Raw genomic sequence first — 26,376 nt, forward strand, 5'->3', positions numbered from 1 at the left:
CGCGCGTGAGGACTACACGATCCCGTCGCGCAGCAGCTCGAGGGCGTGTGCGAGATCGTCGGGGTACGCGCTCACGAACTCACGGAGTTCGCCCGTCTCGGGGTGTGCGAACGACAGGCGCATAGCATGCAGCCACTGCCGCGTGAGGCCGAGCGCCTCGGCGAGCGTGGGATCGCCTCCGTACAGGGGGTCGCCGACGCAGGGATGGCGCTGCGCCGCCATGTGGACGCGAATCTGATGCGTGCGACCCGTTTCCAGGTGCACTTCGAGCAGGCTGCCCCGGCGGAACGCCTCAAGGGTCTCGTAGTGGGTCACGGACGGCTTGCCCTCGGCCGTGACCGCAAACTTCCACTGCGAGCCCGGGTGGCGGCCGATCGGCGCGTCGATGGTGCCGCGAAGGGGGTCTGGATGTCCCTGCACGGCGGCGTGATAGACCTTGCCGACCTCGCGATCGTGAAAGGCGCGTTTGAGGGCGGCGTAGGCGCCCTCGCTCTTCGCGACGACCATGAGGCCGGAGGTGCCGACATCCAGTCGGTGCACGATGCCCTGCCGCTCGGCCGCGCCGGAGGTGGAAATGCGGAAGCCGCCCGCCGCGAGCGCCCCGAGCACGGTCGGCCCCTCCCAACCCACCGAGGGGTGGGCGGCGACACCGACGGGCTTGTCGATCACGACGAAACCGGGCTCATCGTGCACCACGCGGAGGCCCGGCACCTCGATCGGCACAACTTTGACGGGCGCCGCGGGCTGCCACGTGACCTCAACGAGGGTGCCGGCGACGAGCCGATCGGACTTGGCAGCCGGCCGTCCGTCGACGACGACGCCGCCGTCCGCGGCGATCTCGGCGACCGCCGTGCGGCTGAGCCCGAGGAGCTTCGCGAGGCCGGCGTCGACGCGTGCGCCGTCGAGCCCCTCGGGCACGGGGAGAGTGCGCGACTCGCTCATGCGCGAATCCCCGGCGCGTCGGTCTCAGGTTCCCCCGGCTTGGGCTCCCCCGGCTCGGGTTCCCCCGGCTCGAGCTCCCCCGGCTCAGGCTGCCGCTTTGGCGTGCGGCCCCGGGTTCCGTCGAGGCGCACGTCGCGCAGTGTGAGCCACACGAACAGGATCATGCCGAACACGATGCCCATGTCGGCGACGTTGTAGATCGCGGGCAGCAACCACGGGGTCGAGATGACGTCCACGACGTGGCCGACGCCGAAGCCCGGGGGCCGGAACAGGCGGTCGGTGAGATTGCCGAGCACCCCCCCGAGCACGAGGCCGAAGACGGTGGCCCACGCGAACGACCGGATGCGCCGTGCCAGGACGGCGATCACGATCACGACGATGACGGCGAAGGCCGTGAAGATCCAGGTCTGTCCGGCCGCTAACGAGAATGCCGCACCGGGGTTGCGCACGAAGTGCCATTGCAGCACGGGGCCGAGCACCTCGATGACCTGTCCCTCGACCATGTTCGTCTCGACCACGATCTTGACGAACTGGTCAACCGCGTACCAAACCACCGCAACCGTCGCGAGGAGGGCGAGGGCGATCGCCCTGCTTCGCGACGGCTGGGAAGTCGGTGCCGCGGCACCGTGAGCGTGTTGCTGCGTCACCTGGGGCTACGGTTGCTGGGCAACCGGGCCCTGCGGCTCGATGTTCGACGCCTGCTTGTTGAGATCGTTGAGCTGTCCCTCGATGTAGGCGCGCAGCTCGTTGCGGTATTCGCGCTCGAAGATACGCAGTTCCTCGATGCGCGCCTCGAGCTTCTGCTTCTGCTCCTCCGCGCGACCTACAGTCTCGCGCTCGCGTCGCTCGGCGTCGGCCACGATCTGCGCGGCGCGCGCCTGGCCCTCGCTCGCGAGGTTCTTCGCGTTCAACTCGGCCTCGGCGAGTACCTGCTGGGCCTTCGACTCGGCTTCCGCGATCAGCTCGTCGCGGCGGCGAGCGCCGTCGGCAACGTGCTCGTCGTGCAGGCGCCGCGCGAGCAACAGCAGCGAGTTCGACGTCTCAGCCTCGTTCTCGGGTGTCGACGAATCGTCCTGAATGCTGGCGAGGTCGTCGAACTGCGAGGGCATCCCCTGCGTAGCGGGGGCGGCGGCCGGCGTCTGCTCGGGCGCCTGCGCCTGGTTTGCGGGAGTCTCGGTCGGGGCCTCGACCTGCGGTGCGGCCGCGGGCGCCGGTGCGCCCTTCGGGGCCTCGTCGAGGGCTCGGCGGAGCTCTTCGTTCTCGGCAATCAGCCGGCGAAGTTCAACCACGATCTCGTCGAGAAAGTCATCGACCTCGTCCTGGTCGTAGCCCTCACGGAACTTCGTCTGCTGAAACCGCTTGTTGACGACGTCTTCCGGCGTAAGTGCCATCCCGACTCCCTACTCAATGGTTCTGTGCAACGGTCTTGCCTACTGCCGTGGTCCGCACGACGCGGTGGTCAATCGGTAACACTATCGTTACCTGGTTCCGCTCGCGCTCGCCGCTGACGGGTGACGCCCACGCGGACACGATCACACTACGACACATCGTCCCCGTCCGTCACATCCCTTCCGGGCGCTGACGGCTGTGCATTAGCGGATGAAGATGACCAGGTTCGACAGGATGATCAACGCGAACATCACGATGAGCCAGGCGAGATCAATGGCGATGTTGCCGAGCCGCAGGGGCGGGACGAAGCGACGTACGAACTTCAACGGCGGATCGGTCAGGGTGTAGACGAGCTCGCACAGCAGGAGCACGACGCCCTTGGGCCTCCAGGTGCGCGCGAACAGCTGCACGTAGTCGAGAATCAGCCGTCCCCACATCACGAAGATGTAGAGGCCGATGACGAAACCGAGCAGTGCGCCGACGATCTGGAGCATTGGTTCCTCTAGTTCAGGCCAGGTGATTGGCGTGGCAGGTGTCCCGACACGTGGAACGGGACGGGCCCCGCGGGGTCCGTCCCGTTCGCAGGCGGCGACTCAGGCGAAGAAGGATGCTTCCTTTGCGGCGCCGTCGCGCTGCTGTTCCGTGTGCACCGCCACGTGGTGGGGCGAGAGCAGGAACACGCGATTCGTGACGCGCTCGATTTTGCCATAGAGGCCCTGACTGAGACCGCTCGCGAAGTCGATGAGGCGACGGGCCTCGGCATCTTCCATCTGCGAGAGGTTGATGATGACGGGCACGCCGTCGCGGAAGTGCTCAGCGATCACTTGCGCGTCCTTGTACGCCTTGGGGTTCACGGTGAGGATCTCGTTCATCTCGCTCGCCACTGGGTTCTGCACCGGCTTCGATGCGTTCGGATTGATGGGGGTGACCGGTGCGGGAGGCTGCTCATCGACGGCCTCGTGGCGCTCCGACCGCACGTACGGTTCCTGGCGGCTCGCCCGCTCGGTGCGCTCCGTGCGGGTGGCCGCGGCCGGCGGAGCCTGGCGCGGCGCCTCATACTGCTCGTCGTCCTCTTCGGCCAGTCCGAGATAGACCATTGCATTGCGCAGCGGGTTCGCCATGTTGTACCTCCGTGATGTCGCCTTCGAGAACGCTACGGCCGGCGGGGGCGTTTTCCCGTGATTGCCGCGCCGATTCGAAGGTGTGTCGCCCCCTGTGAAATCGCTGAACGAAAGTCGCCGCTCATCCCCATCGAGAGCGCGGTCGCCTCGGGAGCGATGGACCGGATGCGCTCGGAGCGCCGGCGAACGGTCTCGAAGGCGTGATCGGGATCGTCGCCGAGCGGGGCGACTGCCATGAGTCCGCGGAGGCGAAGCGTCGGGGTCGCGAGCACCTGCTCGACGAGCGGTTCGAGCCCTGCGTCGTCGACGCCGCCGCGCCCCGCATCGTCCGTGAGATTCACCTGCACGAAGACGTCGAGCGGGGACGGGCGTGAGATCGACGCCAGCGCATTCACGAGCTCAGGCCGGTCGATCGCATGCAGGCAGCTCGCGTACGCGGCGATCTGTCGCGCCTTGTTCGTTTGTATCTGGCCGACGAAGTGCCACTCGGGGGCAGGCGAGTCGGCGAGGAGCCCGGCCACGGCCGCGGCCTTCTCCCTCGACTCGGGGTGTCGACTCTCGCCGAATCGGCGCTCGCCGAGCGCGATGAGGTCGCGCACGAGCGTGGCGGGGTGGAACTTCGTCACGACGATGAGCGCCGGCAGGTCATCGGCACGACCGGCCCGGGCGCTGGCGTCGCGGATCTCCTCGCGGACGCGTGCGAGACGCCCGGCGAGCTCGGGGTCGGCGGGATCGCCGGGCTCCGCGATGGGCGTCGACACGTGGCCTACTTCAGGAAGTCGGGGATGTCGAAGGGGTCGTCGCTGACGTCGTCGTAGCTGCGCTGCGGCTGCGCGGGCTGCACGGTCGGAGCCTCTGCCGTGGACCAGGCGGGGGCCGGGGCGTTCGTCGCAGACTGCGAGTGCTCGGTGCGAGCCGCTTCCTGACGACGCGGTGCGGCGTCGCTCGGCGTCGCCGCACCCGCGCCGTTCGCCGACGAGCCGTACGCGCTGACGCCGACCGGCTCGGGCCGTGGCTCGGCCTCGTGCGCGGTCGCCGCCGGGTGACCGATCGTGACGGCGCGCGAGGCGTCGTCGGCTCGCTGGGTCGAGCCCGCACCTGCGGTCGAGCCGCCGCTCGTCTGGGCCCCGAGGGTGGCGCCGGCGTCAACATCCTTTCGGACCTTCGGCTCGCCGGAGTCGAAGCCGGCGGCGATGACCGTCACCCGCACCTCGTCGCCGAGCGAGTCGTCGATCGCCGTGCCGAAGATGATGTTCGCGTCGGAGTGGACGACCTCTTCGACGAGCCGCGCGGCGTCGCTGATCTCCAGCAGGCCGAGGTTCGAGCCACCCTGGATCGACAGCAGCACACCGTGCGCCCCCTCGATCGATGCCTCGAGGAGCGGGGATGCGACGGCGAGTTCCGACGCCTTGATCGCCCGGTCGGCCCCCCGGGACGAGCCGATGCCCATGAGTGCCGTGCCGGCGCCCTTCATGACCGACTTCACGTCGGCGAAGTCGAGGTTGACGAGGCCGGGCGTGGTGATGAGGTCGGTGATGCCCTGGACGCCGGCGAGGAGCACCTGGTCGGCCGTCGAGAAGGCCTCGAGCATGGAGATGCCGCGGTCGCTGATCTCGAGCAGCCGGTCGTTCGGCACGACGATGAGGGTGTCGACCTCTTCCTTGAGGGCCGCGACGCCGACTTCGGCCTGCTGCATGCGGCGGCGGCCCTCGAAGCCGAAGGGCTTCGTGACCACACCGATGGTGAGCGCGCCGATGGAGCGGGCAATGCGCGCGACCACGGGCGCGCCGCCCGTTCCGGTGCCGCCGCCCTCCCCGGCGGTGACGAACACCATGTCGGCGCCAGCAAGCGCCTGCTCGATCTCTTCCGCGTGGTCTTCGGCGGCACGGCGGCCGATCTCGGGGTCGGCTCCCGCGCCGAGCCCGCGCGTGAGCTCGCGGCCCACGTCGAGCTTGACGTCGGCGTCGCTCATGAGCAGCGCCTGTGCGTCGGTGTTGATGGCGATGAATTCCACGCCGCGCAGGCCGAGCTCGATCATGCGGTTGACGGCATTGACGCCGCCACCGCCGATGCCGACGACCTTGATGACGGCGAGGTAATTGTTGGTGTTCGACACGTGTCCGGCCCCTCGTTGATTGTCCGATCCCGCCGGCACCTCGTGGCGGCCACACCGTGTGGACTGCCCGATCGTGACGACGCGGGAGCGGATTCGTCGCGGTCTGCGATTCCTGGTCACGACGGTACGTCTGGGCCGCCCCTCCGGCGCGGAGGGCGTGGGGAGTGTCGCGCGCACCCTGCTATGAATCCCCAGGTCGCCTCAACCTTGAGGTGAAACTTGAAGGTCCGGCGTGTGCCCGCCTCACCGGGTGACGGGAGCCTCCGGGCTCGAGACGTCGTACTGCGACGGCGGGGCGTCGCTGGTGGCGGCGATGAGCGCCAGGAGCACCTCGACCTTCTTCGTCGACTCATCGGCGCTTCCCCACACGACACTCGTACCGTCGCGCAGCTCGAGCGTCACGTCGTCCAGTGAGGCCGCCTCGATCGTGGCGACCTGCGAGCGGAACGCGCTCGGCAACGCGAGCGACACTTCTGCGGCCGAGGCGAAGGCGTCCGAGCCCGGGTCGCCACCGCGGAGCTCGAGCGAGGGCACGTCCATCGGCGCGGTCGCGGCATCCCAGAGCGCAATGCCCGCGGCGTCGTAGACGGTGAAACCGCCCCCGTTCGGAAGGGCGCCGATCGCCTGTCGCTCGATGACCTCAACGACGAGGGTCGAGGGCGGCTCGGCCCGCGTGGAATAGCTCTGCACCAACACGAAGGGCGCGAGCCGCTCGGCGATGTCACCGCTCCCGACCAGGGCGAGCGGTCGGCCCTCGAGATCGGCGAGCGCCTGGTGGACCGTCGCCTCGTCAAGGCGATCGAGCCCCTCCACCTCGATCGTGCGCACCGACATCACCGGTGAGAACAGGGCGACGGCAACGAACACCGCCAGCGCCACGAGGGGCGCGACGATCGCGACGATCACGCCGCGCCGTCGAGTGCGATGGCGGGTGAACCGGCGCGCTTCCGAGGGACGGCGCGACGCACCGCCACCCGTGCCATCCGCTTGGCGGCCGCCGCCCGCCCCGACGGTCACGCGCCGCGGCCCTGTCCCGGACCACCGCCCCGCAGTGCGTCGAGCAGCTGCGGGATGATCCGGTACACGTCGCCGCAGCCGAAGGTGATGACGACGTCGCCCGCCCGGGCGACTGACGCCGTGTGGTCGGCCGCGTCCTGCCAATCGGGTTGGTAGGAGACCCGGCCCGGGTCGGAGAACTCCTTCGAGACGAGCTCGCCGGTGACCCCGGGGATCGGATCCTCGCGGGCACCGCACACGTCGAGCACGACCGTGTGATCGGCGAGCCGCTCGTAGACCTCCGCGAACACGTCGCTCATGGCCTGCGTGCGCGAGTACAGATGCGGCTGGTGAACCGCGATGATCCGCCCGTCGCCGACGACGGTGCGCGCGGCGGTGAGCGCGGCCTCCACCTCTGCCGGGTGATGCGCGTAGTCGTCATAGACCCGCACGCCACGCACGGTGTCGTGCAGTTCGAAGCGTCGCTTCGTGCCACCGAAGCGCGAGAGGCCATCGAGCACGGCTCGCGGAGCGAAGCCGAGATGCACGAGGACCGCGAAGGCTCCGGCCGCGTTGAGCGCGTTGTGGTGACCGGGGACCTCGAGCTCACCGTCGTAGACGCCGCCGTCGTACGCGATGCGGAACGTCGTCGCGCCACCTGCGGTCGCGACGCTGCTCAGCCGGACATCGGCGGTCTCGGCCTCGCCGAAGGTGATGACCCGCTCGTTGCCGATCCGGGGCGTGATCTCGACCGCGAGGGGATCGTCGCTCGAGATGACGTCCCCCTCGCTCGCGCGGCTTGCGAAGTCGACGAATGCCCGCTCGAAGGCGTCGATCGTGCCGTAATGGTCGAGGTGGTCGTCATCGACGTTCGTGATGAGCGCAACGGCCGTGTCGTAGAAGAGGAACGACCCGTCCGACTCGTCGGCCTCGACGACGAAGGTCTCGCCGGTCCCGAGGCGCGACGACGTCCCGAGACCGCCGATGACGCCGCCGTTGACGAAGCTCGGGTCGGCCCCCATCGCCTCGAGCGCCGTGACGATCATCCCGGTCGACGTGGTCTTGCCGTGCGCACCCGCGACGGCGACGAGGCGGCGTCCACGGGTAAGCCACGCGAGCGCCTGCGACCGATGCAGCACCGTGAGCCCGAGCTCGCGTGCCCGCACGAGCTCCGGGTTGTCCGGCCACAGGGCGCTCGTGACGACGAGCGTCTCGGCGTCGCCCACATTCGCCGCGTCGTGGCCGATGGCGATGCGCGCGCCCCGCTCACGGAGTTCCGTCGTAGCCGCGTTCTCGGTGCGGTCCGACCCGGAGACGCGGATCCCCCGGTCGAGCAGCATGCGCGCGATACCGCTCATGCCCGACCCGCCGATGCCGACGAGGTGCACTGCCCCCAGGTCGTCGGGTATGGCGACGTTCGGGTCTGGCTTGATCATCCTGCCTCCTGCGTGCTCCTGCCCGTTCGGGCTCGTCGCGGTGCGCGTCCGATCACGGTCGCGACCGATCAAGGTTACGCGGCACGGCCAAGCGCGTGATCGACGAGGCGCACGACGCGGGCGGCGCCGTCTCGCACGCCGATCCGCGACGCGACCGCGCCCATCCGCTCGAGTGTCGCTCGGTCGCCGAGGAGCGGCAGCAGCTCGACCTCGACCCAGCCGGGCGTGAAGTCGGCGTCGCGCACCGTGCGAGCGGCTCCCGTGGCGACGTGCTCGCGGATGTTGACCGCCTGCTCGCCGTTCCCGGCGGGATAGGGCACGTACACCGCCGGGAGGCCGACGGCCGTGATCTCGCTCACGGTCGAGGAACCTGAGCGGCACACGACGAGGTCGGCCGCGGAAAAGGCCAGGTCCATCCGGTCGCAGTACTCGACAACGTGGTAATGGCCGATACCCGGGTCGTCGAACGCCGAGAGCCGGCCGACGATGTGCAGCAGCTGCCACCCCGCCTCGACGATCCGGGTGCCGGAGACGCGCATCGTCTCGTTGAGCTGCTTCGCACCGAGCGATCCGCCCGTCACCAGCAGGGTCGGGCGATCCGGGTCGAGGCCGAAGGCGTCGATCGCCTCGGATCGACGCGCTGCCCGGTCGAGCAGTTCGATCTCGCGCCGAAGGGGCATGCCAACAAACTGCGCGCCCGGCAGCGGCGTCTGCGTGAAGGCGGTGCCGATGCGGCTCGCCCACTTCGCCCCCAGCTTGTTCGCCATGCCCGGCATCGCGTTGGCCTCGTGGATCACGACGGGCACGCGACCGCGGGCGGCGACGTACGCGGGAGTCGCGGCGTACCCGCCGAAGCCGACGACCACGTCGACGTCGCGATCGTCGATGACCCGGCGCACGTCGCGGACCGCGCCGAGGAAGGTCGCGGGGAATGCGAGGGCGGCGCGATTCGGTCGCCGCGGGAACGGGACCTTGGCGATCGTGGTGAGCTCGTAGCCGCGCTCCGGCACCAGGCGCGCTTCGAGGCCTTCGCGGGTGCCGAGCACGATGATCCCGGCGTCGGGCTCGCGCTCGCGAAGCACGTCGGCGACGGCGAGCAGCGGGTTCACGTGACCGGCGGTACCGCCGCCGGCAAGCAGGTAGGTCGTCATCGCTCGCGCGCTCGCGATGCGGTCGGCGAGGTTCGGCGAGCACCTTCGCCGGATCGGGGCCGTGAGCGGGCGGCGGTCTCGTTCGTGTCGGCGTGGGCCATGGCTAAGACGATACCGATCGCGCCGAGCGTCGTAAGCAGCGCCGAGCCCCCCGACGACACGAGGGGAAGCGGGACGCCGAGCACGGGGAGCAGCCCGAGCACGACGGCGATGTTCACGAACCCCTGGAACAGGAGCCACACGAGGACCCCGCCGATGATGGTTCGACGGAACGTGCTCGTGCTCCGCACGAGCAGCCGGACCATGAGCACCGCCAGCGCAACGAACAGCGCGATCATAACGAGGGCGCCCACGAGACCGAACTCCTCCCCGACGATGGCGAAGATGAAGTCGTTGTCGGCCTCGGGGAGCCACGACCACTTCGCCCGGGAATTCCCGAGCCCGACGCCGAAGAATCCGCCGGCCGACAGGGCATAGAGCCCGTGCGTCGATTGCCAGCACAGGTCCTCGTAATCGCAGTCACCCGTGTAGAAGGCACTGATGCGGGCGACGCGGTTGGGGCTCGTCGCCGCGAAGACGATCGACATGCCCGCCGCGGCAATTCCGCCGAGCGCGAGGTACGTGAGTGGGAAGCCCCCGCAGAACAGCGCGCCGAGCACACACACGGCGATCACCATGACCGTGCCGAGGTCTTTCGTCAGCAGCGCGATCCCGATGGCGATCACGAGCACCGGCACGACGGGGATGAAGGCGTGCCGCCAGTCGTTCAGCAGCTTCTCCTTCCGGCTGATCACCGACGCGAGCCACACGATGAGGGCGATCTTGAGCACCTCGGCCGGCTGCATCGAGAACCCCGCGAGGTCGATCCAGGCTCGGTTCCCGTTCACCTCGTAACCGAGGGGCGTGAGCACGAGCGCCTGCAGGGCGACGCCGACGACGAGGAGAGGCCACGCCATGGCGCTCCAGAATCGCTCCGGCAGACGCGAGGCGATGAGCATGAGTGGCACGCCGACGAGCGCGAAGAGCCCCTGTCTGACGAACTTGTCGGAGATACTGTTGCCTGCCGCGAACTCCTCGACCGAGGAGCTCGAGAGCACCATGACGAGCCCGTAGACCACGAGCGCGAGCGTGACCGCGATCAGCAGCGAGACGTCGCGGTCGCCCTCGGAGAAGCGACGGCCCAGCGAGACGGTGACCGCGCGGAGCCCCGTGGGGCGGTCGGCACTCTGCCCGCTGCCGTTCGGCCGACTCGCTCCGGGCGCCCCGCCCCGCCGTGCGTCGGTTCCCTCAGTGATCGGCTGCGTCGTTCGGCCCGTCGGGGTCGTGGCCCGCGTTCCGGTTCGCGTCGTCGATGCGGGTGATCTCGGGGGCACTGTCCCGGTCATGCGACTCGGCCTCCCACGCGCTGCGCACGGCGGCCGCGAATCTCTGGCCGCGATCGCTGTAGCTGATGAACTGGTCCATCGATGCCGCGGCTGGCGCGAGGAGCACCGTGTCGCCCGGCTGGGCGATCGCCTCCGCACAGGCGATGACGCGCGGCATGACGTCATCAGTGTCGGTCACGTCGATCAGATGGACGGGGACGTCGGGCGCGTGTTGCGCGAACGCGGCTCCGACGGCCGCCCTGTCAGCGCCGATGACGACGGCCGCACGGAGGCGTGTCGCGTGCTTCGCGACCAGCGGTGAGAGGTCGACGCCCTTGAGGAGTCCGCCGACGACCCACACGACGCTGGGGTAGGCGTGCAGCGAGGCATTGGCGGCGTGCGCGTTCGTCGCCTTGGAATCGTCGACCCAGGCGACACCGTCGCGCTCGCCGACGAGCTCGTTCCGGTGCCGGTCGACGGCGAAGGTCGCGAGGGCGTCGTGGATGTGCTCGGGCGCGACACCGATGCTGCGGGCCAGCGCCGCCGCAGCGAGCGTGTTCTGCACGAGGTGCCCCGCGCCGAGACCGACGGCGCGCAGCTCCTCGACGGTCGCGAGCTCGAGCGCGCTCGTGCGCCGCTCTTCGAGAAAGGCACGGTCGATCAGGACGCCGTCGACGACGCCGAGGTCGCTTGGGCCCGGTGTTCCGAGGCCGAAGCCGATGGCGCGGCATCCCTCCTGCACCTCGGCGTCCTCGACGAGTCGCCTCGTGGCGTCGTCGGCGAGGTTGTACACGCAGGCGATGCGCGTGTGCTCGTAGACGCGGCCCTTGGCGAGGCGATAGGCCTCAGCAGAACCGTGCCAATCGAGGTGGTCGTCGGCGAGGTTCAACACCACGGAGGACGTGGGCGCGACGGAGGTGATCGAGTGCAGCTGGTAGCTCGAGAGCTCCACGACGAGCACGTCATACCCCTGCGGGTCGCGAATGGCGTCGAGGATCGGCGTGCCGATGTTGCCGCAGGGCACGGCGCGCATGCCGGCGGTGTGCAGCATGTGGGCGGTTAGCTGCGTCGTCGTGGTCTTCCCGTTGGTTCCCGTGACGCACAGCCATTCGGCGACGCGGCCGGTTTTGTCGCGCAGGCGCCACGCGAGTTCGATGTCGCCCCAGATCGGCAGCTCGCGGTCTGCTGCCCACCGCATCAGCGGGTGGTGGGGCGCGAAGCCGGGCGAAGCGACGACGAGCTCCGGCTCGAAGGCGGCGAGCTCGTCCGGCACGACGTCGAGGGGCGTCCGCACGACGACGGGCACCCCGAGCACCTCGAGGATTCGCTCCCGATCGTCGTCGTGCGCGCCGGCGATGACGAGGACCGAGGCCCCGAGCTCGGCGAGGGTGTCGGCCACGGAGAACCCGGTCACGCCGAGCCCGAGCACGGCGACCCGCAGGCCGCGCCAGTCGTCGTGCCAGCTCGTGAGTGCGCTCGGGCTGGCGCTCACGCCAGTGACCACCATTCGGCGTAGAACAGCCCGAGACCGATCGCGGCGAAGATGCCGGCGATGATCCAGAACCGCACGACGATCGTGACCTCGGCCCATCCCTTCAACTCGAAATGATGATGGATGGGGCTCATGAGGAAGATGCGTTTACCGCCCGTGAGCTTGAAGTAGATCCGCTGCACGATGACGGAGCCGGTCGTGACGACGAACAGGCCGCCGATGAAGACGAGCAGCAGCTCGGTGCGCGTGACCACCGCCAGTGCGGCGAGCGCGCCGCCGAGGCCGAGCGAGCCGGTGTCGCCCATGAAGATCTGAGCGGGCGACGTGTTCCACCACAGGAAGCCGATGAGCGCCCCGACGATCGCTGCAGCTGCGACGGCCACATCGAGCGGCGCGTACACGTCGTAGCAGGCCGCCTCGACAGCGCTCGCCACGCGCGGCGTCCCGCACAGCTGGTTGAACTGCCAATAGGCGATGAAGCCGAACGACCCGATCGAGATGATGGATGCCCCGGTCGCGAGACCGTCGAGGCCGTCGGTGACGTTCACGGCGTTCGAGGTCGCGGTCGTGATGAGCACGATCCAGACGACGAGCAGCACCGTGCCGGCGATGACGCCGAGCGACATGAAGTCGATCGGCAGGTCGCGGATGAACGAGACGCTCGAAGAGATCGGGCGCACGCCCGATTCGTTCACGAACTGCAGACCGACGATCGCGAAGACCGAGGCGACGACGACCTGACCGGCGATCTTGGTCCACCCGCCGATGCCGAGGCTCTGCTTCTGCCTGACCTTCATGTAGTCGTCGATGAAGCCGATGACGGCGAGGCCGACCATCATGCCGAGCACGAGCAGCCCTGACGCCGCCGGGGGGTCCCAGGTCACGAGGCACGCGACGAAGTAACCGAGCACCGCACCGATCGTGAAGACGATGCCACCCATCGAGGCAGTGCCGCGCTTCGAGTGGTGACCCTTGGGGCCGTCCTCCCGGATGAACTGGCCCCACTGGAGGCGGTGGAACAGTTTGACGAAGAGGGGGGTCGCGAAGAGCGTGAACAGCAGGCCGACGGAACCGGCGACCAGAACGCCGATCACGCGGCTCCCCCGTGCCCGGCCGTGCCGAGCCCTGACGCTGCGGGCGGAGCACCCGTACCGACCTCGCGCTCGCGAGCGAGCTCTCCGAGCCGATCGCCGAGCGACATCAGGCCAGCGGCGTTCGACGACTTCACGAGCACGAGATCTCCTTCCCGCAGTTCGCGGTTCAGGAGATCATATGCGGCGTCCGCGTTCTCGACGTGCACCGACTCACCGTCCCAGGAGCCCTGCGCGATCGCGCCCAGATGCAGCGCGCGAGCGCCGTGTCCCACGACGACGAGCTGTCCGATGTTGAGTCGTACCGCGAGCAGGCCGATGCGGTCGTGCTCCTCGATCGCGTACGGCCCGAGTTCGCTCATCTCGCCGAGCACGGCGACGGTGCGCTGGTCGGGCTCCGCGATCTGCGCGAGCGTGCGGAGGGCTGCGGCCATCGAGTCGGGGCTCGCGTTGTACGCGTCGTTGATGACGGTCACGGCCCCGCGGTGCACGACCTCCATGCGGCCGTGCTCGGCGCGCGTGACCGACTCCAGCGCGTCGCGGATCTGCGTCGCGGGGACCCCCTCCACGTGGGCCGCCGCCGCGGCGGCGAGCGCATTCGTGACGTGGTGCTCGCCGATGACCGGGAAGTGAACGGCCACGGGCGCCTCGCCCGGAACGTGCAGGGTGAAGCGTGTGCCGTCGCTGCTCGCGACGACCTCGCTCGCGCGAACGTCCACGGCGGTCGCGCGGGTGCCGTCGCCACGTCCGAAGCGCACGACGCGCCCGAGCGTCTTGTCGGCCATGGAGCTCACGCGCGGGTCGTCCGCGTTCAGCACCGCGACGCCCGATTCGTCGAGGGCCTGGACCATCTCGGTCTTCGCGCGGAGCGTGACGTCGATGCCGCCGAACTCCCCGGCGTGGGCAAGCCCGACCGTCAGCACGATGCCGACGTCGGGCCGCGCCATGTCGGTCAAGCGGGTGATCTCGCCGGGCGCGCTCGCACCCATCTCGGCGACGAGATACCTCGTGCCGGCGTCCACTCGGCAGAACGTGACGGGAGCGCCGACCTCGTTGTTGAACGACGCGATGGGGGCGACGGTCGCCGCCAGGCGCGAGAGGATCTCGTTCAGGAGTGTCTTGGTGGTGGTCTTCCCGTTCGACCCGGTGACGGCGATGACACGGAGGTTGCCGGCTTCCCGCGCCTTGCGGATGTTCTCGGTCGCGAGGGCGCCGAGCGCCAGCACCGCGTCGTCGACGATGATGAGGGGGACTTCGCCCTCCACGTCGCGCTCGACGATGCAGGCCGCCGCGCCCTGCTCGATCGCGGCGCCGACGAAGCGGTGCCCATCGGTCGTCTCCCCCGGCTTGGCGACGAAGAGATCGCCAGGCCGAATCTTGCGCGAGTCGGTGTCGACGAGACCGCTCACGATCGTGTCGGGCCCAGCAGCGCCGCGCACCACCAGGTCGCCGCCAGTGACACGCGCGATCTCCCCGAGCGTGAATTCCATCATGATTGCCAACCTGCCTCTCGCAACGCCACCCGGGCCTCATCCCGGGCCGAGTAGGCGAGTTTATGGCCGGCGACCTCGGTCGACGTCTCGTGCCCGGGCCCGGCGATGAGGATCGTGTCACCCGGCTGCGCGAGTTCGACGGCCTTTCGGATGCCGGCTCGCTCGTCCGGGATCTCGTGCAGTTCGCCGTCCGGTCGCGTCGCCCGCGCCGCGTCGACGAGCACGCGACGGATCGCTGCCGGATCCTCGGTCCGCGGGTTGTAGTCGGTCACGATGACCACATCGGCGAGGCTGGCAGCGATGCGCCCCATCTCCGGCCGCTTCGTCATGTCGCGATCTCCGTCGGCACCGAAGACCATGATCACGCGCCCCTCGGTCAGTTCCCGCATCGCGAGCAGGGCCTGTTCGAAGGCGTCCGGTGTGTGCCCGTAGTCGACGTAGAGGCGCGGGCCCTCGCCGTTGGAAACCAGCTCGAGGCGCCCGGGCACATAGGCGTCGATCCCGCCGTCACGCTCGAGCACCTCGCCGATCTGCTCGAGGTCGTACCCCGACTCCACCAGCATGACGATCGCTAGGCCGGCGTTGGCGCCCGAGAACCAGCCCGGAATGGGCACGCGGCTCGCGATGACGCGACCGTCGGGGCTGCGAAGCGCGAACTCGGTGCCGGCCTGCGATTGCGGACCCACCTCGATGTGCCAGTCGGCATCGGTGTCGGCGCGAGAGGCGACCGTCGTCACAGGGATCCGGCTGTTCTCGACCAGGTCGCTCCCCCACCGCGAGTCAAGCGAGACGACTCCTCTCCTGGCGCACTCGGGGGTGAACAGGGCGAGCTTGGCGGCGAAGTAGTCATCGAAGCCCGCGTAGTCGTCGAGGTGGTCGTGCGAGAGGTTCGTGAAGCCGACGACGTCGAACGCGAGCCCATCGATGCGGTGGCGGGTGACGGCCTGCGCCGACACCTCGATGCTCGCGGCGTGGACACCCTCCTCGCGCATGCGGGCGATCAGCGCGTGCAGTTCTGAGGCCTCCGGCGTTGTGAGGGTGGCCTCGATGCGCTCATCCCCGATGCGACGCTCGACGGTCGTGGAGAGCCCCGTGACCGCCCCCAGCTGGGTGAGGAGGGCGTCCAGAAGGTATGCGACGGTGGTCTTCCCGTTCGTGCCGGTGATGCCGAAGAGCTTCGGCTCGTCGTGGTCGGTGCGATACACCCATGCGGCGACCTCGCCGAGAGCCTCCCGCGGCGAGTCGGTCACGAGCACCGGTACGGTGACGCCGGCGTCGGCGACGAGCTTCGCGCCGTCCGCGTCGGTCAAAACGGCCACGGCGCCCGCAGCCACGGCCTGCGGCGAGAACGCAGCGCCGTGCGTCCGCGTGCCGCAGAGGCCGACGAAGAGGTCGCCAGCGCGCACGTCAAACGACGAGATGGCGACACCGGTGACCTCGACCTGGTCGACGCCGTCGGGTTCTTCGAGGCCGAATCGGACAGCGAGTTCAGAGAGGGAGCGGGCGACCGGATGGAGCGGTCGGATGCTAGCAGCGGGCATGTCTTCCTGGGGAACGAACGATTTAGAACGTCGTGGCGATCTGCGGCCACGGCTGCGGCGACATCGGCACGCGGTTCTTCTGGAGCACGTACGCCATGACGTCGTGCCAGGCCGGGGCGGTCGCGGCACTCGACCTCATCGTAGTCGGCTCCATGATCGATACCGAGACAACGTAGCGAGGATCATCAATGGGGGCGATCCCGGCCATCGACGTCATGTACTGCCCGGACAGGTAGCTGCCATCGCCGCCTGACACTTCCGCGGTGCCCGTCTTCACCCCGACGCGGTACCCGGGGATGGCGACCTCGGCGGCAGTGCTGCCCGACTGGGCGGTCGCCTCGAGCAGGGTGAGCGTCTGTTCGGCGGCCGCCGCTGACACGACCTGCGCTGGCTCGCCGGTTTCGTTGGGCGTGAGGGTGCCGTCGGGGGCGCGACAGCCCTCGATCAACTGCGCGGGCATGCGTACGCCGCCGTTCGCGAGGGCCTGATAGATGCTCGCCATCTGCGGCGCCGTCACGCTGAGGCCCTGTCCGAACATCGTGGCGTAGTTCGTCTGGCCGTCCCAGTCCTGCCAGTCGTGGAGCGTGCCCGGCTCCTCGCCGAGGAAGTCGACGGCGGTCGTCTGCCCGAGCCCGAATCTTTCGAGGTAGGAGTAGCGGTCGGCGGCGCTGAGCCGCTCCCCCATCAAGGCGATACCGATGTTCGACGAGCGAGCCATGATTCCGGCGGCCGTGAGCTTGATGTCGCCGTGATCCCAATCGTCACGGAAGGTCGCGTCGTTGCGGTCGAAGAGGCCGGGTACCACGAACTTCTCGTCCGGCGTCGACAGGCCTTGGTCGAAGGCGGCCGCAGCGGTCACGGCCTTCATCGTCGATCCGGGCTCGAATGGTGCCGTGAAGGCGCGGGACCCACGAGCATCCGGGTCGGCGAGCCCCGGGTTGTTCGGGTCGACGGTCGGGTACTCGGCGACCGCCACCAGCTTGCCCGTCTTGGCGTCCATGACCGTGATGTGCCCGTACTGACCGCCCATGGCGATGACCTCTTGCGCGATCACCTGCTGCGCGTACCACTGGGTGTCGGCGTCGATCGTGAGCACGAGGTCGCCGCCCGACTGCATCTCGACCTCGGTCACCTCGCTGCCCGGGATCGGCACGCCGTCGGCGCCCGCCTCGTATGAGACGCTGCCATCGGTCCCCGCGAGGCACTTGTCCTGCGCGAGCTCGAGGCCGGCGAGCGGATCACCGTAGGCGCCCTGCATGAATCCGGTGAGGTTCCCGGCCACGGCGCCGTTGGGGTAAGTCCGCGCCGGATGCCGCTCGTAGTAGAGCCACGGAATGCCGAGGGCCCTGATCTGCTCGTATTGCTCGAGCGTGACCATGCGCACGAGATAGCCGAAGTTGCTGTCGGGGTCGTCGGCGAGCACGCTGTCGACGAGCTCGACGAGCTCCTGCGGGTCCTGCCCGGTGACGCTCGCGATGTCGGCGAGTGCCTCGTCTCGACTGACCTCGACGGTCTGGCCGTCCTCCCCGGTGCGCTCGAACGCGCCGGCGTTGCGCGGCGACATCGTGATGTCGAAACGATCGACGCTTCCTGCGAGCACGGTGCCGTTGGCGTCGACGATCTGACCGCGGTCGCCCCAGACGGTCGACGTGATGCCGCGTCGCCCTTCGGCTTCCGCGTTGATCTCGCTCGCGCTGACGATCTGCACGTCGACGAGCCGCACGACGAAGGCCGCGACGATGAGGCCGACCACGATGAGGATGGTGAGGCCGCGGGATCGGATCGAGATGCGCCGCACGCTGCTCCCTTCGATCGTGGCACCGGCCTGCGGACCGGACGGGGCCGGTCCGTCGAGGCGAGCTAGTGGGTCGTCGGCGCCTCGAGTTCGGTTGCCGACGGTACGTCACCCTCGCCGCCCTCGGCGGACGAATCGCCGTCAGGGGCCTCAGCCGGGGCGACATTCGGGTTCGCCGCGTTCGGCGCGGTTGGGTGCAGGGCCTCATTGCCGACGAGCGCGGGGTCGATCGGCGGTGCCACCGCGGAGTCGCCGCCCGTGCTCTGACCGGCGCCGGTGTCGAGGATGGCGAAACTCTCGCCGGGCACCATGCCCATCTCGGTCGCCTGCTCTGCGAGGTGCTGCGGAGAGCTCAGGCCTGCGACGTCCTCGCCGAGCGCGGTGGCCGCGCGGTCGAGCCGGATCTGCTGCGCCTCGAGCTGCGCGACCTCGTAGGCGCCCTGCTGGACGGCGATGCTCAGCGCGAGCTGTCCGACGAGCACGGCGCTCATGAGGGCGAGCGAGGCGATGACCCACTTCAGTGCCGGTCGCGAACGGACAGCGATGCCCGGGACGAGTCGCAGGTTCGGTGCCGGCGTCGGCGCTTTGGAAGCACCCCTGCGCGGGGCCGCCGACGCCTTCCCCGCACGCCGAGGAGGGCGCCCCCCGACCGTCTGGGTCGCGGCCCCGCGGTGCCGAGTGCCGACCGACCGGGCGGGGGCCGCGGACGCCCGGCGCGCGCGCGTGCGGCTGTCGCGTGCGGGCGCCGTCATGACTCGTGCCTCAGAACTCGCTCGGCCCCGCGCAGACGCACGGGGATGGCTCGCGGATTCATGGCGGCCTCGGATTCGCCGGCCCGCTCGGCGCCGCGGACGAGCAGGGCGAACTCGGGGCGATGCTCCGGCAGCTCGACGGGAAGCCTGGCGGGGGCGGTCGACGTGGATGCGCGTTGGAAGAATCGCTTGACGAGCCGGTCTTCCAACGACTGGTACGACATGACAACGATGCGCCCGCCGACGGCGAGCCGCCGCATCGCCGCCGGCACGGCGCGCTCGATCGCCGCGAGCTCGCTGTTCACCTCGACGCGCAGCGCCTGGAACACCCGTTTCGCCGGATGACCGGACGCGCGGAGGGCGGCGGGCGTCGCGGCTTGCAGCACGTCGACGAGCGCGGCCGTCGTGCGGATGGGGGCCCGCTCGCGCGCGGCGACGATGCGGCTCGCGTACCTGGGCGCGAGCTTCTCGTCGCCGTACCGGTAGAAAAGGTCCCGCAGCTCCGCCTCGGTGTACGAGGCGAGGATGTCGGCCGCGGTCGTGCCGGCCGACTGATCCATTCTCATGTCGAGCGGAGCGTCGCGTGCGTACGAGAATCCCCGCTCGGGCTGGTCGAGCTGCAGCGACGAGACGCCGAGGTCGAACAGCACACCGTTAATGGCGGAGATGCCGAGGTCGTCGAGGGCGGGCTCGAGCTCGTCGAACACCGCGTGGACGAACGAGGCCCGGTCGCCGAATCGCTCGAGTCTGCGCCGAGCGAGGTCCAGGGCGTCGGTGTCCCGGTCGAACCCGACGAGGCGTACGGTCGGGCACCGCTCGAGGAGCGCCTCGGCGTGACCGCCCATGCCGAGCGTCGCGTCGACGACCACGGCGCCTGGGGCCTCAAGTGCGGGCGCCAAGAGATCGACGCAGCGGTCGCGGAGCACGGGGACGTGAACGTCGGCGGCCGCGTGTGAGCGGTCCGCCTCGCTGCCGTTCGGCGTCGCTGGTGTCGAGTCGGTCATCGTCGCCCCGCCCTGTTCGTGCGTCCCGATCCCCATCCATTCCGTCCTGCCACCGGGGAAGGTGTGTCAGGGCGATCCGTTCTGCTGCCGGGGAAGGTGCCTCAGAAGCGGCGAACGGCTGGGGGTCGCGGCGCACGATCAGAAGAGTCCGGGGATCACCTCCTCGGCGGTCTCGGAGAATGCGGCCTCGTTCTCGGTCACGTAGTCGTTCCACGCGGTCGCGTCCCACACCTCGGCGCGGGTGCCGGCCCCGATGACGGCAAGCTCACGGCCGAGGCCGGCGTACTGGCGCAGCTGCGCGGGGATCGTGACGCGACCCTGCTTGTCGGGCACCTCGGCGTGAGCGCCGGAGAGCAACAGGCGGAGGTAGTCACGCGCCTGTTTGCTCGTGACGGGCGCCTGGCGGATGCGGTCGTGCAGATCTTGGAACTCGGCGTTCGAGAACACGTACACGCAGCGATCCTGCCCGCGGGTCATCACGAGGCCGCCCTCGAGCTCGTCGCGGAACTTGGCCGGCAGGATGAGCCGGCCCTTCTCGTCGAGCTTCGGCGAGTACGTGCCGAGAAACATGCACGCGCTCCCTTCGCTCGGTCGATCCGCATAACTCCACTTTACTCCACATCCCCCCACCTATGTCGCCCTTTGGGCGATTTATCGCGGATACCGCCTGCGAGTTCCTTGAGATTCCGCGTGAAGTGCCGGGTGGAGCGAAGTGGAGCGAAACCGCGAGCGGTGGCGCGGGCGGTGGCGCGGGCGGACGGCTCGCCGGCTCGCCGGCGCGGGGCGAGCCGGCGGGAGGGCACGAAAAAGGGCGGGACCGGAGTGATCCGGTCCCGCCCTTTGCGCGCTCAGGGTGCGCGAGTGGATGGAAGTGGAGGCCGCGAAGGCCTCACAGGTCAGTCACCGTTGCGGCGACGATCCCAGCGGTCTTCGAGGCGATCCATGAAGCCGCCCCCCTGTGCGGTCGCGCCGCCGGTGGCGCCGCCCTTCGTCGCGTTCGACCCCTTGGCCGTCGTGGCGGTCGGCACGTCGTCGCCCGAGCCGCTCTCGGTGCCCGCCTTGCGGTTGCCGCGACGGAATGCGAGCAGCACGCCGAGCAGCATCACGACGAATCCGGCGATGCCGATGACGGGCTGCTGGAACGAGAGCCCGACCATCACGATGCCGAGGCCGACCGCGACCGCGAGGATGGCGAGCACGATGGATCGGGTCGAGACGGTCTGAGCCGACCGAGGCGCGGTCGACATCACGTCGGCCTCGTTCTGATAGAGATGCCGTTCCATCTCATCGAGCAGTCGCTGCTCTTGCTCGGAGAGTGCCATGGCAGACCTCACGCCTTTCGAACATGTACGACGCGGACGCCCGCGTACTCAGTCGCCCATTCTATGCGGAGCGTGCACCCTAGGGTAGAGAGGTGACTGATAGTTCCGTGCTGGTAGACCTCGTGAACGCTCGCCTCGCGAAGTTGATCGCCGAGCAGCGCGAGCGGTTTGAAGGTATCAGTCGCGAGCTCGATGCCGTCTTTGGGCACGCCCGACGATTCACGGCGGGCGGCAAGCGACTGCGAGCCCAGTTCTGCGCCGCGGGTTTCCGCGCGATGGGCGCCGCCGACGCGCCCGCGCTGCCCGACGCCGCGGCCGCGCTCGAGCTCTTCCACGCCGCCGCCCTCGCGCACGACGACGTCATCGACCGATCCGATACTCGGCGCGGAGCCCCCTCGACGCATCGCGCCTTCGAGGCCCACCACGGGGCGTCCGGCTGGGCGGGCGACGGGGCGCGGTTCGGTGAGGCGGCCGCGATCCTCGTGGGCGACCTCCTGTTGACCTGGAGCGATGACCTCTTCGTCGCGGCGTGCGCTGCCGTCGACCCGACCGCGGCGGAGGCCGCACGCGGCGAGATCTCGCGGATGCGGGTCGAGGTGACACTGGGGCAGTACCTCGACGTGGCGGAGGAGCATGCCTGGCCGACGGTGCCCGTCGGCGAGCGAGCCGAGCGAGCCATCACGATCGCGGTCTCCAAGTCGGCCCGGTACAGCATCGAGGCACCGCTCGTGATCGGCGCCAGACTCGCCGGCGCCGACGACGAACGGGTCGACGCGATTCGCGCCTTCGGCACGCCACTCGGCCTCGCCTTCCAGTTGCGCGACGACGTGCTTGGCGTCTTCGGCGACGCGGAGATCATGGGTAAGCCCGCGGGCGACGATCTGCGCGAGGGCAAGCGCACGTATCTCATCGCGCGCTTCTCTGACCGGTCGAGCGACGCCGAGCGCGAGTGGTTCGACGCCCGCCTCGGGCGCGACGACCTCGACGAGGCCACCGTTGCCGAGCTGCAGCGCCGCATCCGCGGCTGCGGCGCGCTCGACGACGTCGAGGCCGAGATCGCCCGATTGCTCGGCGAGGCGCTGACGGCGCTCGATTCGGCGGGGTTGGACGCTGCATCGCGCGGGATGCTCGAGCGCCTCGCTCGCCGAACGGCGGCGCGCGACTACTGAGCCTCGCCGGAATGCAGCCACCGCGGCATTCCGAGTGCACTCAGACGGGCGACACGCCGAGCATCCTCCGCGCCGTGGCACCAGCGACACCGGATTTGCCAGGCTCCCCGGCGGACGGGTCGGCGGTTGGCGGCTAGATCGCGAGGAGTTGCACGCTGTGGCGGACCTGCGTCTTGCGGCCCTCGCGCAGGGCGTCCACGGGCGCCGCGCCGAGCGCGTCGTCGTCGGTGAGCAGCCAGGTCATGATCTCGTCGTCGCTGAGTCCGGCATCGAACAGCAGTATGAGCGTGCCGCGAAGGCCGGGAACGGGCTCGCCATCCTTGAGGAAGTCGGCCGGCACCCGGGGTTCGCCGTCGATGCGGAGACTGAGCAGATGCCGTTCCTGCACGAGTCTCGAGACCTTGCCGGCGGAGAGCCCGAGCAGGTCACCGACCTGCGGGAGCGTCAGCCACTCACGAGCGGCGTACACGGCGGACACGGAGGGAGCGGACGCGTCAGACACGAGGACATCGTCGCACGGAGTGGCCCCGCTCGTCACGACAATGCCGACACGCCAGCCAACATCGCGTGACACTTACACAACATCAGTCACACTCGTCACATCACTCGGTGCACCGGCCGACGCCCCGGGAAGGGATGCGCATGACGATCGCGATGGACCCCACTCACCCCCTCGCCGCCGCGCTGCGTCTCGGCGCGCGACGACTCGCCGACGCCACCCACCCCCGGCGCCGCGCAGCGCGGGCGGCCGCAGCGACGGTCACTGCAGCGGCGTCGCCGCGCGCGCCGCGCACGTACCGCGTCAGGCCCGGCGACACGGCCGCGTCAATCGCGATCGCGCACGGCCTCAGCGCGGCATCGCTGCTCGTGCGCAACGGCATGCGGCTGCGCGATGAGCCCGTCCCCGGGACCGAACTCATTGTCGAGCGGGGTGGTGCCGGCTGCCGTGAAGCGCGGCGCCTCGAGCCCGTTGACATCACGCGGCACGCGGTGATGCCAGGTGAAAGCGTTGCGGACCTGTGCCGGCGCTTCGGCGTCTCGACCCGTGTCCTCCTGGCCGCGAACGGACTCGCGACCGCGTCGTGCGTGACGCCGGGGGTCGTGCTCGTCGTGCCCACGTCGACGGACCCGCGCGACACCGGCGAAGTGCCGGTCGACGCGGGAACCACGGCCGGCGGCGGCGCCAGCGGAGTTTCTGGGCGCAGCCGATGAGCATCCCGACTACCCTGCTCTCCGTGAGCCCTGCCAATCCGGATGACATGATCGGCCGTTTAATCGACGGTCGGTACCAGATCCGGTCGCTCATCGCCCGCGGCGGCATGGCTACCGTGTACGTCGCGACCGACCTGCGCCTCGAGCGCCGCGTCGCGATCAAGATCATGCACGACCACCTCGCTGCCGACGACAATTTCCGCGCCAGGTTCATCCGTGAGGCGCGTGCGGCAGCGAAGCTGCAACATCCCAACGTCGTCAACGTGTACGACCAGGGCGAGGACCAGTCGTTCGCGTACATCGTCATGGAGTACGTGCCGGGCATCACGCTCCGCGACCTCTTGCACGACCACCATCGCCTGACCTCAGAGCAGGCCATCGATGTGATGGACGCGGTGCTGTCCGGCCTTCAGGCCGCGCACCGCGTCGGCATCGTCCACCGCGACCTCAAGCCCGAGAACGTGCTGCTCGCCGACGATGGCCGCATTAAGCTCAGCGACTTCGGGCTCGCGCGGGCTGCGAGCGCCAACACCGCGTCGGGCCAGGTGCTGCTCGGCACGATCGCGTACCTCAGCCCAGAGCTCGTGACGAAGGGCACCGCAGGCATCCGCAGCGACATCTATTCGCTCGGCATCATGATGTACGAGATGCTCACGGGCGAGCAGCCGTACCGCGGCGACCAGCCCGTCAACATCGCCTACCGGCACGCGAACGAGGACGTGCCGCCGCCGAGTGACGTGCAACCAGACGTGCCGGGCGAGCTCGACGACCTCGTTGCGTGGGCGACGGAGCGCGACCCCGATGAGCGGCCGGCCGACGCGGGCGCCATGCTCGCCGCGCTGCGACAGGCCGAGTCCGATCTCAGCGGGAGGCCGGGCTCTACCCCGTCCACCGTTGCGGGGGTGCCGATCGGCAACGAGTCCCGCGACCCGATCATCGCCAGCGGCGAATCCGTGAACTGGGATGACTGGCGCGACGGCGAGCCGACCGACCCGTCGACGCAGGTGCTCGTCGCGACCGACACGTCGGAGGACAATGATTCGCAGGCCCTCTGGGCCGGGCTCGTACAGCGCGACGGTGGCGATCTGGTTGCGGTCGATGATGCGGCCCACGGCGAGCCGGCCGAGCCGCAGACCCGCACGCGCGCGCGGCGTCGGTGGCTCGCGGCGTCGATCGTCATCGTGCTCGTGCTCGCCCTCGTCGGCGGTGGCGCCGGCTGGTACTTCCTCGCCGGGCCCGGCTCCTACGAGGCGACGCCCGATGTCAAGGGCCAGTCGCTCGAGGAGGCGCAGGCAAACATCGAGGCGCTCGGATTCGCGGTCGGCGAGGTAGCCGAGGAGCCGTCGCTCGAGACTCCCGAGGGACAGGTCATGCGCATGTCGCCCGACGCCGGCGTCAACGCCGCGCCGGGCACGCTCATCGACCTGGTCGTGTCGTCGGGCCCGGCGGTGATCGAGGTTCCGGACGTTGTGGGCCTGACCGAGACGCAGGCGCAGTTCGCGATCGAGCAGGCCGGGTTCACGTACGACGAGAACACGACGATCTATCAGTTCTCCGATGTCAAGGCGGGCGATGTGCTCGCGGCGACGGACGGACAGGGCGGCCCCCTGCCCGCAGAGATGGCCGAGCAGCAGCCGATCCGTCTTGTCGTGTCGGCCGGTATCGTCCCCGACGTCGTCGGCTACGGACAGGGCAGCGCAATTCAGCAGCTCGAGGACGTCGGCCTGAAGGGCGAGGTCGCGGCCAACCAGTACTCCGACAACGTGCCTGCCGGCAACGTCGTCGCGGCGACGGCGACGACCGACCCCGTTCGGCCCGGAGACACGATCAACCTGACGGTCTCGCTCGGCCCCGAGCCGATCGTGCAGGTGCCGGATGTCGTGGGCATGACCGTCTCGCAGGCCGTGTCGGCGCTCGAAGCCGCAGGGTTCAAGGCCGACCACAAGGTGGCTCCCCCGCTCGTCGGCATCGCCGTCGTCACGGCGCAGACACCGGGCGCGAACACCGAGGTGCCCGAGAGCGACGTCGCCAACACGACGGTTCAGCTCACGGTGCGGTAGCCCCTCCCGCGGAATCGCGCCGAGAAAGGTCCAGGCGTTCCGAGCTGCTACTGCTTCTCGGGCGGCTTGCTCCCGCCGAACGTGTTCGACCCACCGCCGTCGAGCTGCAGCACCTGCGCCGTGACGTGGCTCGTTCGCTCATCGGCGAAGAACGACACGGCGTTGCCGACGTCTTCGGGCATCCCGACGCGGCCGACGGCGATGCGATCTGCCCACTGCGCGAGCACCTGCTCACGGTCCTGCTCCGAGCGCCCGAGCATCGAGCGGCTCGTTCCGACCAGGCCGGGTGCGATGGCGTTGACGGTGATCCCCCACGCGGCGACGTCCATCGCGAGCGCGCGCGTGAGTCCGAGGACGCCCGCCTTCGTCGCCGAGTACGCGGCAGAGCGTGCGGCGGGCGTGATACCGGCCATGGAGGAGATGTTGACGATGCGGCCGTACCGCCGCTCGCGCATCCTGGCGATGGCGGCGCGGCACATGAGGAACGTGCCGGTGAGGTTGATACGCAGCGACTCGTCCCAGGCCTCGAGCGGCACCTCGGCGACGTCGGCGCGGTCGGGACCCTGCGGCATCGCGGCGTTGTTCACGAGCACGTCGAGCCGCCCGAACGCGGCGTCGACCTCGGCGAACATGCGCTCGACGTCATCGCGCTCCCCGATGTCGCCGAGCACCGCGACCGCCTCGGTGCCGCCCGCCCTCAGGTCGGCGACGAGCCGGTCGAGCCCCGACTCCGCTGTCGCGACGACCTGCCCCGCGTTCGGCACACCGGCCGGCGCGCGGTCCGTCGCGACGATCGCGAACCCGTCGTCGGCCAACCTGCGGGCGATCCCCTGCCCCGCTCCGTCCGGCTTTCCGCATCCGGTGATCATCGCGACGCGGGTCTCGGTCATGAAGCACTCCCTTGGGTCGGCCGGGCGACATCGCCCGGCG

At 69.8% G+C, this 26,376-nt stretch carries 25 protein-coding genes; 3 read left to right on the top strand and 22 right to left on the bottom strand.

Going from position 1 to position 26,376, the window contains the following annotated elements; translation table 11 throughout:
* Window positions 1–12 precede the first annotated feature (12 nt).
* From F8O04_RS08625 to F8O04_RS08720, 20 genes are all read right to left on the bottom strand, one after another.
* A complete protein-coding gene (locus F8O04_RS08625) occupies window positions 13–942 on the bottom strand; it encodes an RluA family pseudouridine synthase (protein WP_158028827.1) in 930 nt (309 codons plus the stop codon).
* Window positions 939–1,589 (bottom strand): signal peptidase II, encoded by a 651-nt coding sequence (lspA, locus tag F8O04_RS08630; protein ID WP_225734923.1) that lies wholly within the window; start codon window positions 1,587–1,589, stop codon window positions 939–941. The genes F8O04_RS08625 and lspA overlap by 4 nt, the downstream gene beginning before the upstream one ends.
* A 6-nt stretch (window positions 1,590–1,595) precedes the next feature.
* Entirely contained in the window at window positions 1,596–2,333 is a 738-nt protein-coding gene (locus F8O04_RS08635) for a DivIVA domain-containing protein (RefSeq protein WP_158028828.1), read from the bottom strand.
* A 201-nt stretch (window positions 2,334–2,534) separates the two neighbouring features.
* Window positions 2,535–2,825, bottom strand: coding sequence for a YggT family protein (locus F8O04_RS08640; protein ID WP_158028829.1), 291 nt, complete (start codon window positions 2,823–2,825; stop codon window positions 2,535–2,537).
* 99 nt (window positions 2,826–2,924) lie between these two features.
* A complete protein-coding gene (locus F8O04_RS08645) occupies window positions 2,925–3,452 on the bottom strand; it encodes a cell division protein SepF (RefSeq protein WP_158028830.1) in 528 nt (175 codons plus the stop codon).
* Between the two features lie 32 nt (window positions 3,453–3,484).
* Window positions 3,485–4,213: a YggS family pyridoxal phosphate-dependent enzyme gene (locus tag F8O04_RS08650; RefSeq protein WP_225734924.1), complete on the bottom strand. Its 729-nt coding sequence runs from the start codon at window positions 4,211–4,213 to the stop codon at window positions 3,485–3,487.
* 5 nt (window positions 4,214–4,218) lie between these two features.
* Window positions 4,219–5,568 carry a cell division protein FtsZ gene (gene ftsZ, locus F8O04_RS08655; RefSeq protein WP_158028831.1) on the bottom strand — a complete coding sequence of 450 codons (1,350 nt, stop codon included), beginning with the start codon at window positions 5,566–5,568 and terminating at the stop codon, window positions 4,219–4,221.
* A 243-nt stretch (window positions 5,569–5,811) separates the two neighbouring features.
* Entirely contained in the window at window positions 5,812–6,474 is a 663-nt protein-coding gene (locus F8O04_RS08660; protein WP_158028832.1) for an FtsQ-type POTRA domain-containing protein, read from the bottom strand.
* Window positions 6,475–6,581: 107 nt separating this feature from the next.
* On the bottom strand, window positions 6,582–8,000 hold the full coding sequence (murC, locus tag F8O04_RS08665) for a UDP-N-acetylmuramate--L-alanine ligase (protein ID WP_158028833.1): 1,419 nt from the start codon (window positions 7,998–8,000) through the stop codon (window positions 6,582–6,584).
* A 74-nt stretch (window positions 8,001–8,074) separates the two neighbouring features.
* Complete coding sequence (locus F8O04_RS08670; RefSeq protein WP_158028834.1) at window positions 8,075–9,151, bottom strand: UDP-N-acetylglucosamine--N-acetylmuramyl-(pentapeptide) pyrophosphoryl-undecaprenol N-acetylglucosamine transferase; 1,077 nt, start codon at window positions 9,149–9,151, stop codon at window positions 8,075–8,077.
* Window positions 9,148–10,536 carry a putative lipid II flippase FtsW gene (gene ftsW / locus F8O04_RS08675; RefSeq protein ID WP_158028835.1) on the bottom strand — a complete coding sequence of 463 codons (1,389 nt, stop codon included), beginning with the start codon at window positions 10,534–10,536 and terminating at the stop codon, window positions 9,148–9,150. The genes F8O04_RS08670 and ftsW overlap by 4 nt, the downstream gene beginning before the upstream one ends.
* Window positions 10,439–12,022: a UDP-N-acetylmuramoyl-L-alanine--D-glutamate ligase gene (gene murD, locus F8O04_RS08680; protein WP_158028836.1), complete on the bottom strand. Its 1,584-nt coding sequence runs from the start codon at window positions 12,020–12,022 to the stop codon at window positions 10,439–10,441. The genes ftsW and murD overlap by 98 nt, the downstream gene beginning before the upstream one ends.
* Entirely contained in the window at window positions 12,004–13,101 is a 1,098-nt protein-coding gene (gene mraY / locus F8O04_RS08685; RefSeq protein ID WP_158028837.1) for a phospho-N-acetylmuramoyl-pentapeptide-transferase, read from the bottom strand. The genes murD and mraY overlap by 19 nt, the downstream gene beginning before the upstream one ends.
* Window positions 13,098–14,591 (bottom strand): UDP-N-acetylmuramoyl-tripeptide--D-alanyl-D-alanine ligase, encoded by a 1,494-nt coding sequence (locus tag F8O04_RS08690; protein ID WP_158028838.1) that lies wholly within the window; start codon window positions 14,589–14,591, stop codon window positions 13,098–13,100. Before F8O04_RS08690 ends, mraY begins: the two co-directional genes overlap by 4 nt.
* On the bottom strand, window positions 14,588–16,132 hold the full coding sequence (locus F8O04_RS08695) for a Mur ligase family protein (RefSeq protein WP_158028839.1): 1,545 nt from the start codon (window positions 16,130–16,132) through the stop codon (window positions 14,588–14,590). The genes F8O04_RS08690 and F8O04_RS08695 overlap by 4 nt, the downstream gene beginning before the upstream one ends.
* A 22-nt stretch (window positions 16,133–16,154) precedes the next feature.
* Entirely contained in the window at window positions 16,155–17,930 is a 1,776-nt protein-coding gene (locus F8O04_RS08700) for a peptidoglycan D,D-transpeptidase FtsI family protein (RefSeq protein WP_158028840.1), read from the bottom strand.
* A 62-nt stretch (window positions 17,931–17,992) separates the two neighbouring features.
* Window positions 17,993–18,418 (bottom strand): hypothetical protein, encoded by a 426-nt coding sequence (locus tag F8O04_RS08705; protein WP_158028841.1) that lies wholly within the window; start codon window positions 18,416–18,418, stop codon window positions 17,993–17,995.
* 257 nt (window positions 18,419–18,675) lie between these two features.
* Entirely contained in the window at window positions 18,676–19,683 is a 1,008-nt protein-coding gene (gene rsmH, locus F8O04_RS08710) for a 16S rRNA (cytosine(1402)-N(4))-methyltransferase RsmH (RefSeq protein ID WP_158029175.1), read from the bottom strand.
* 138 nt (window positions 19,684–19,821) lie between these two features.
* Window positions 19,822–20,253 (bottom strand): division/cell wall cluster transcriptional repressor MraZ, encoded by a 432-nt coding sequence (mraZ, locus tag F8O04_RS08715; protein WP_158028842.1) that lies wholly within the window; start codon window positions 20,251–20,253, stop codon window positions 19,822–19,824.
* A gap of 326 nt (window positions 20,254–20,579) precedes the next feature.
* Window positions 20,580–21,005, bottom strand: a complete 426-nt coding sequence (locus F8O04_RS08720; RefSeq protein WP_158028843.1) for a DUF3040 domain-containing protein — start codon at window positions 21,003–21,005, stop codon at window positions 20,580–20,582.
* 92 nt (window positions 21,006–21,097) lie between these two features.
* Between F8O04_RS08720 and F8O04_RS08725 the strand changes: the two genes are divergently transcribed.
* On the top strand, window positions 21,098–22,174 hold the full coding sequence (locus F8O04_RS08725) for a polyprenyl synthetase family protein (protein WP_158028844.1): 1,077 nt from the start codon (window positions 21,098–21,100) through the stop codon (window positions 22,172–22,174).
* Between the two features lie 133 nt (window positions 22,175–22,307).
* Here the strand turns inward: F8O04_RS08725 and F8O04_RS08730 are convergent, their stop codons facing one another.
* The gene (locus tag F8O04_RS08730) at window positions 22,308–22,676 is read right to left on the bottom strand and encodes an Rv2175c family DNA-binding protein (RefSeq protein WP_225734926.1); all 369 of its coding nucleotides are present in this window, start codon (window positions 22,674–22,676) and stop codon (window positions 22,308–22,310) included.
* 140 nt (window positions 22,677–22,816) lie between these two features.
* Between F8O04_RS08730 and F8O04_RS08735 the strand changes: the two genes are divergently transcribed.
* Window positions 22,817–23,386: a LysM peptidoglycan-binding domain-containing protein gene (locus tag F8O04_RS08735; RefSeq protein ID WP_188726194.1), complete on the top strand. Its 570-nt coding sequence runs from the start codon at window positions 22,817–22,819 to the stop codon at window positions 23,384–23,386.
* Between the two features lie 47 nt (window positions 23,387–23,433).
* The gene (gene pknB, locus F8O04_RS08740; protein ID WP_225734997.1) at window positions 23,434–25,446 is read left to right on the top strand and encodes a Stk1 family PASTA domain-containing Ser/Thr kinase; all 2,013 of its coding nucleotides are present in this window, start codon (window positions 23,434–23,436) and stop codon (window positions 25,444–25,446) included.
* Window positions 25,447–25,493: 47 nt separating this feature from the next.
* On the opposite strand, the gene F8O04_RS08745 is transcribed toward pknB, so the two are convergent.
* Window positions 25,494–26,336, bottom strand: coding sequence for an SDR family NAD(P)-dependent oxidoreductase (locus F8O04_RS08745; RefSeq protein WP_158028847.1), 843 nt, complete (start codon window positions 26,334–26,336; stop codon window positions 25,494–25,496).
* Between the last annotated feature and the right edge of the window lie 40 nt (window positions 26,337–26,376).

Source organism: Pseudoclavibacter endophyticus, assembly GCF_008831085.1.
Classification (GTDB): domain Bacteria; phylum Actinomycetota; class Actinomycetes; order Actinomycetales; family Microbacteriaceae; genus Pseudoclavibacter; species Pseudoclavibacter endophyticus.

What these genes read in the sequence shown, in the direction of transcription:
- F8O04_RS08695 (WP_158028839.1), bottom strand. Translation starts at nt 16,132, where the DNA reads ATGCCCGCTGCTAGCATCCGACCGCTCCATCCGGTCGCCCGCTCCCTC.
- F8O04_RS08645 (WP_158028830.1), bottom strand. Translation starts at nt 3,452, where the DNA reads ATGGCGAACCCGCTGCGCAATGCAATGGTCTATCTCGGACTGGCCGAA.
- F8O04_RS08705 (WP_158028841.1), bottom strand. Translation starts at nt 18,418, where the DNA reads ATGAGCGCCGTGCTCGTCGGACAGCTCGCGCTGAGCATCGCCGTCCAG.
- murD (WP_158028836.1), bottom strand. Translation starts at nt 12,022, where the DNA reads ATGGTGGTCACTGGCGTGAGCGCCAGCCCGAGCGCACTCACGAGCTGG.
- F8O04_RS08635 (WP_158028828.1), bottom strand. Translation starts at nt 2,333, where the DNA reads ATGGCACTTACGCCGGAAGACGTCGTCAACAAGCGGTTTCAGCAGACG.
- pknB (WP_225734997.1), top strand. Translation starts at nt 23,434, where the DNA reads ATGATCGGCCGTTTAATCGACGGTCGGTACCAGATCCGGTCGCTCATC.
- F8O04_RS08735 (WP_188726194.1), top strand. Translation starts at nt 22,817, where the DNA reads ATGACGATCGCGATGGACCCCACTCACCCCCTCGCCGCCGCGCTGCGT.
- murC (WP_158028833.1), bottom strand. Translation starts at nt 8,000, where the DNA reads ATGATCAAGCCAGACCCGAACGTCGCCATACCCGACGACCTGGGGGCA.
- F8O04_RS08625 (WP_158028827.1), bottom strand. Translation starts at nt 942, where the DNA reads ATGAGCGAGTCGCGCACTCTCCCCGTGCCCGAGGGGCTCGACGGCGCA.
- F8O04_RS08745 (WP_158028847.1), bottom strand. Translation starts at nt 26,336, where the DNA reads ATGACCGAGACCCGCGTCGCGATGATCACCGGATGCGGAAAGCCGGAC.
- F8O04_RS08670 (WP_158028834.1), bottom strand. Translation starts at nt 9,151, where the DNA reads ATGACGACCTACCTGCTTGCCGGCGGCGGTACCGCCGGTCACGTGAAC.
- F8O04_RS08640 (WP_158028829.1), bottom strand. Translation starts at nt 2,825, where the DNA reads ATGCTCCAGATCGTCGGCGCACTGCTCGGTTTCGTCATCGGCCTCTAC.
- ftsW (WP_158028835.1), bottom strand. Translation starts at nt 10,536, where the DNA reads ATGACCGGGACAGTGCCCCCGAGATCACCCGCATCGACGACGCGAACC.
- rsmH (WP_158029175.1), bottom strand. Translation starts at nt 19,683, where the DNA reads ATGACCGACTCGACACCAGCGACGCCGAACGGCAGCGAGGCGGACCGC.
- F8O04_RS08690 (WP_158028838.1), bottom strand. Translation starts at nt 14,591, where the DNA reads ATGATGGAATTCACGCTCGGGGAGATCGCGCGTGTCACTGGCGGCGAC.
- F8O04_RS08720 (WP_158028843.1), bottom strand. Translation starts at nt 21,005, where the DNA reads ATGGCACTCTCCGAGCAAGAGCAGCGACTGCTCGATGAGATGGAACGG.
- mraZ (WP_158028842.1), bottom strand. Translation starts at nt 20,253, where the DNA reads ATGTTTCTCGGCACGTACTCGCCGAAGCTCGACGAGAAGGGCCGGCTC.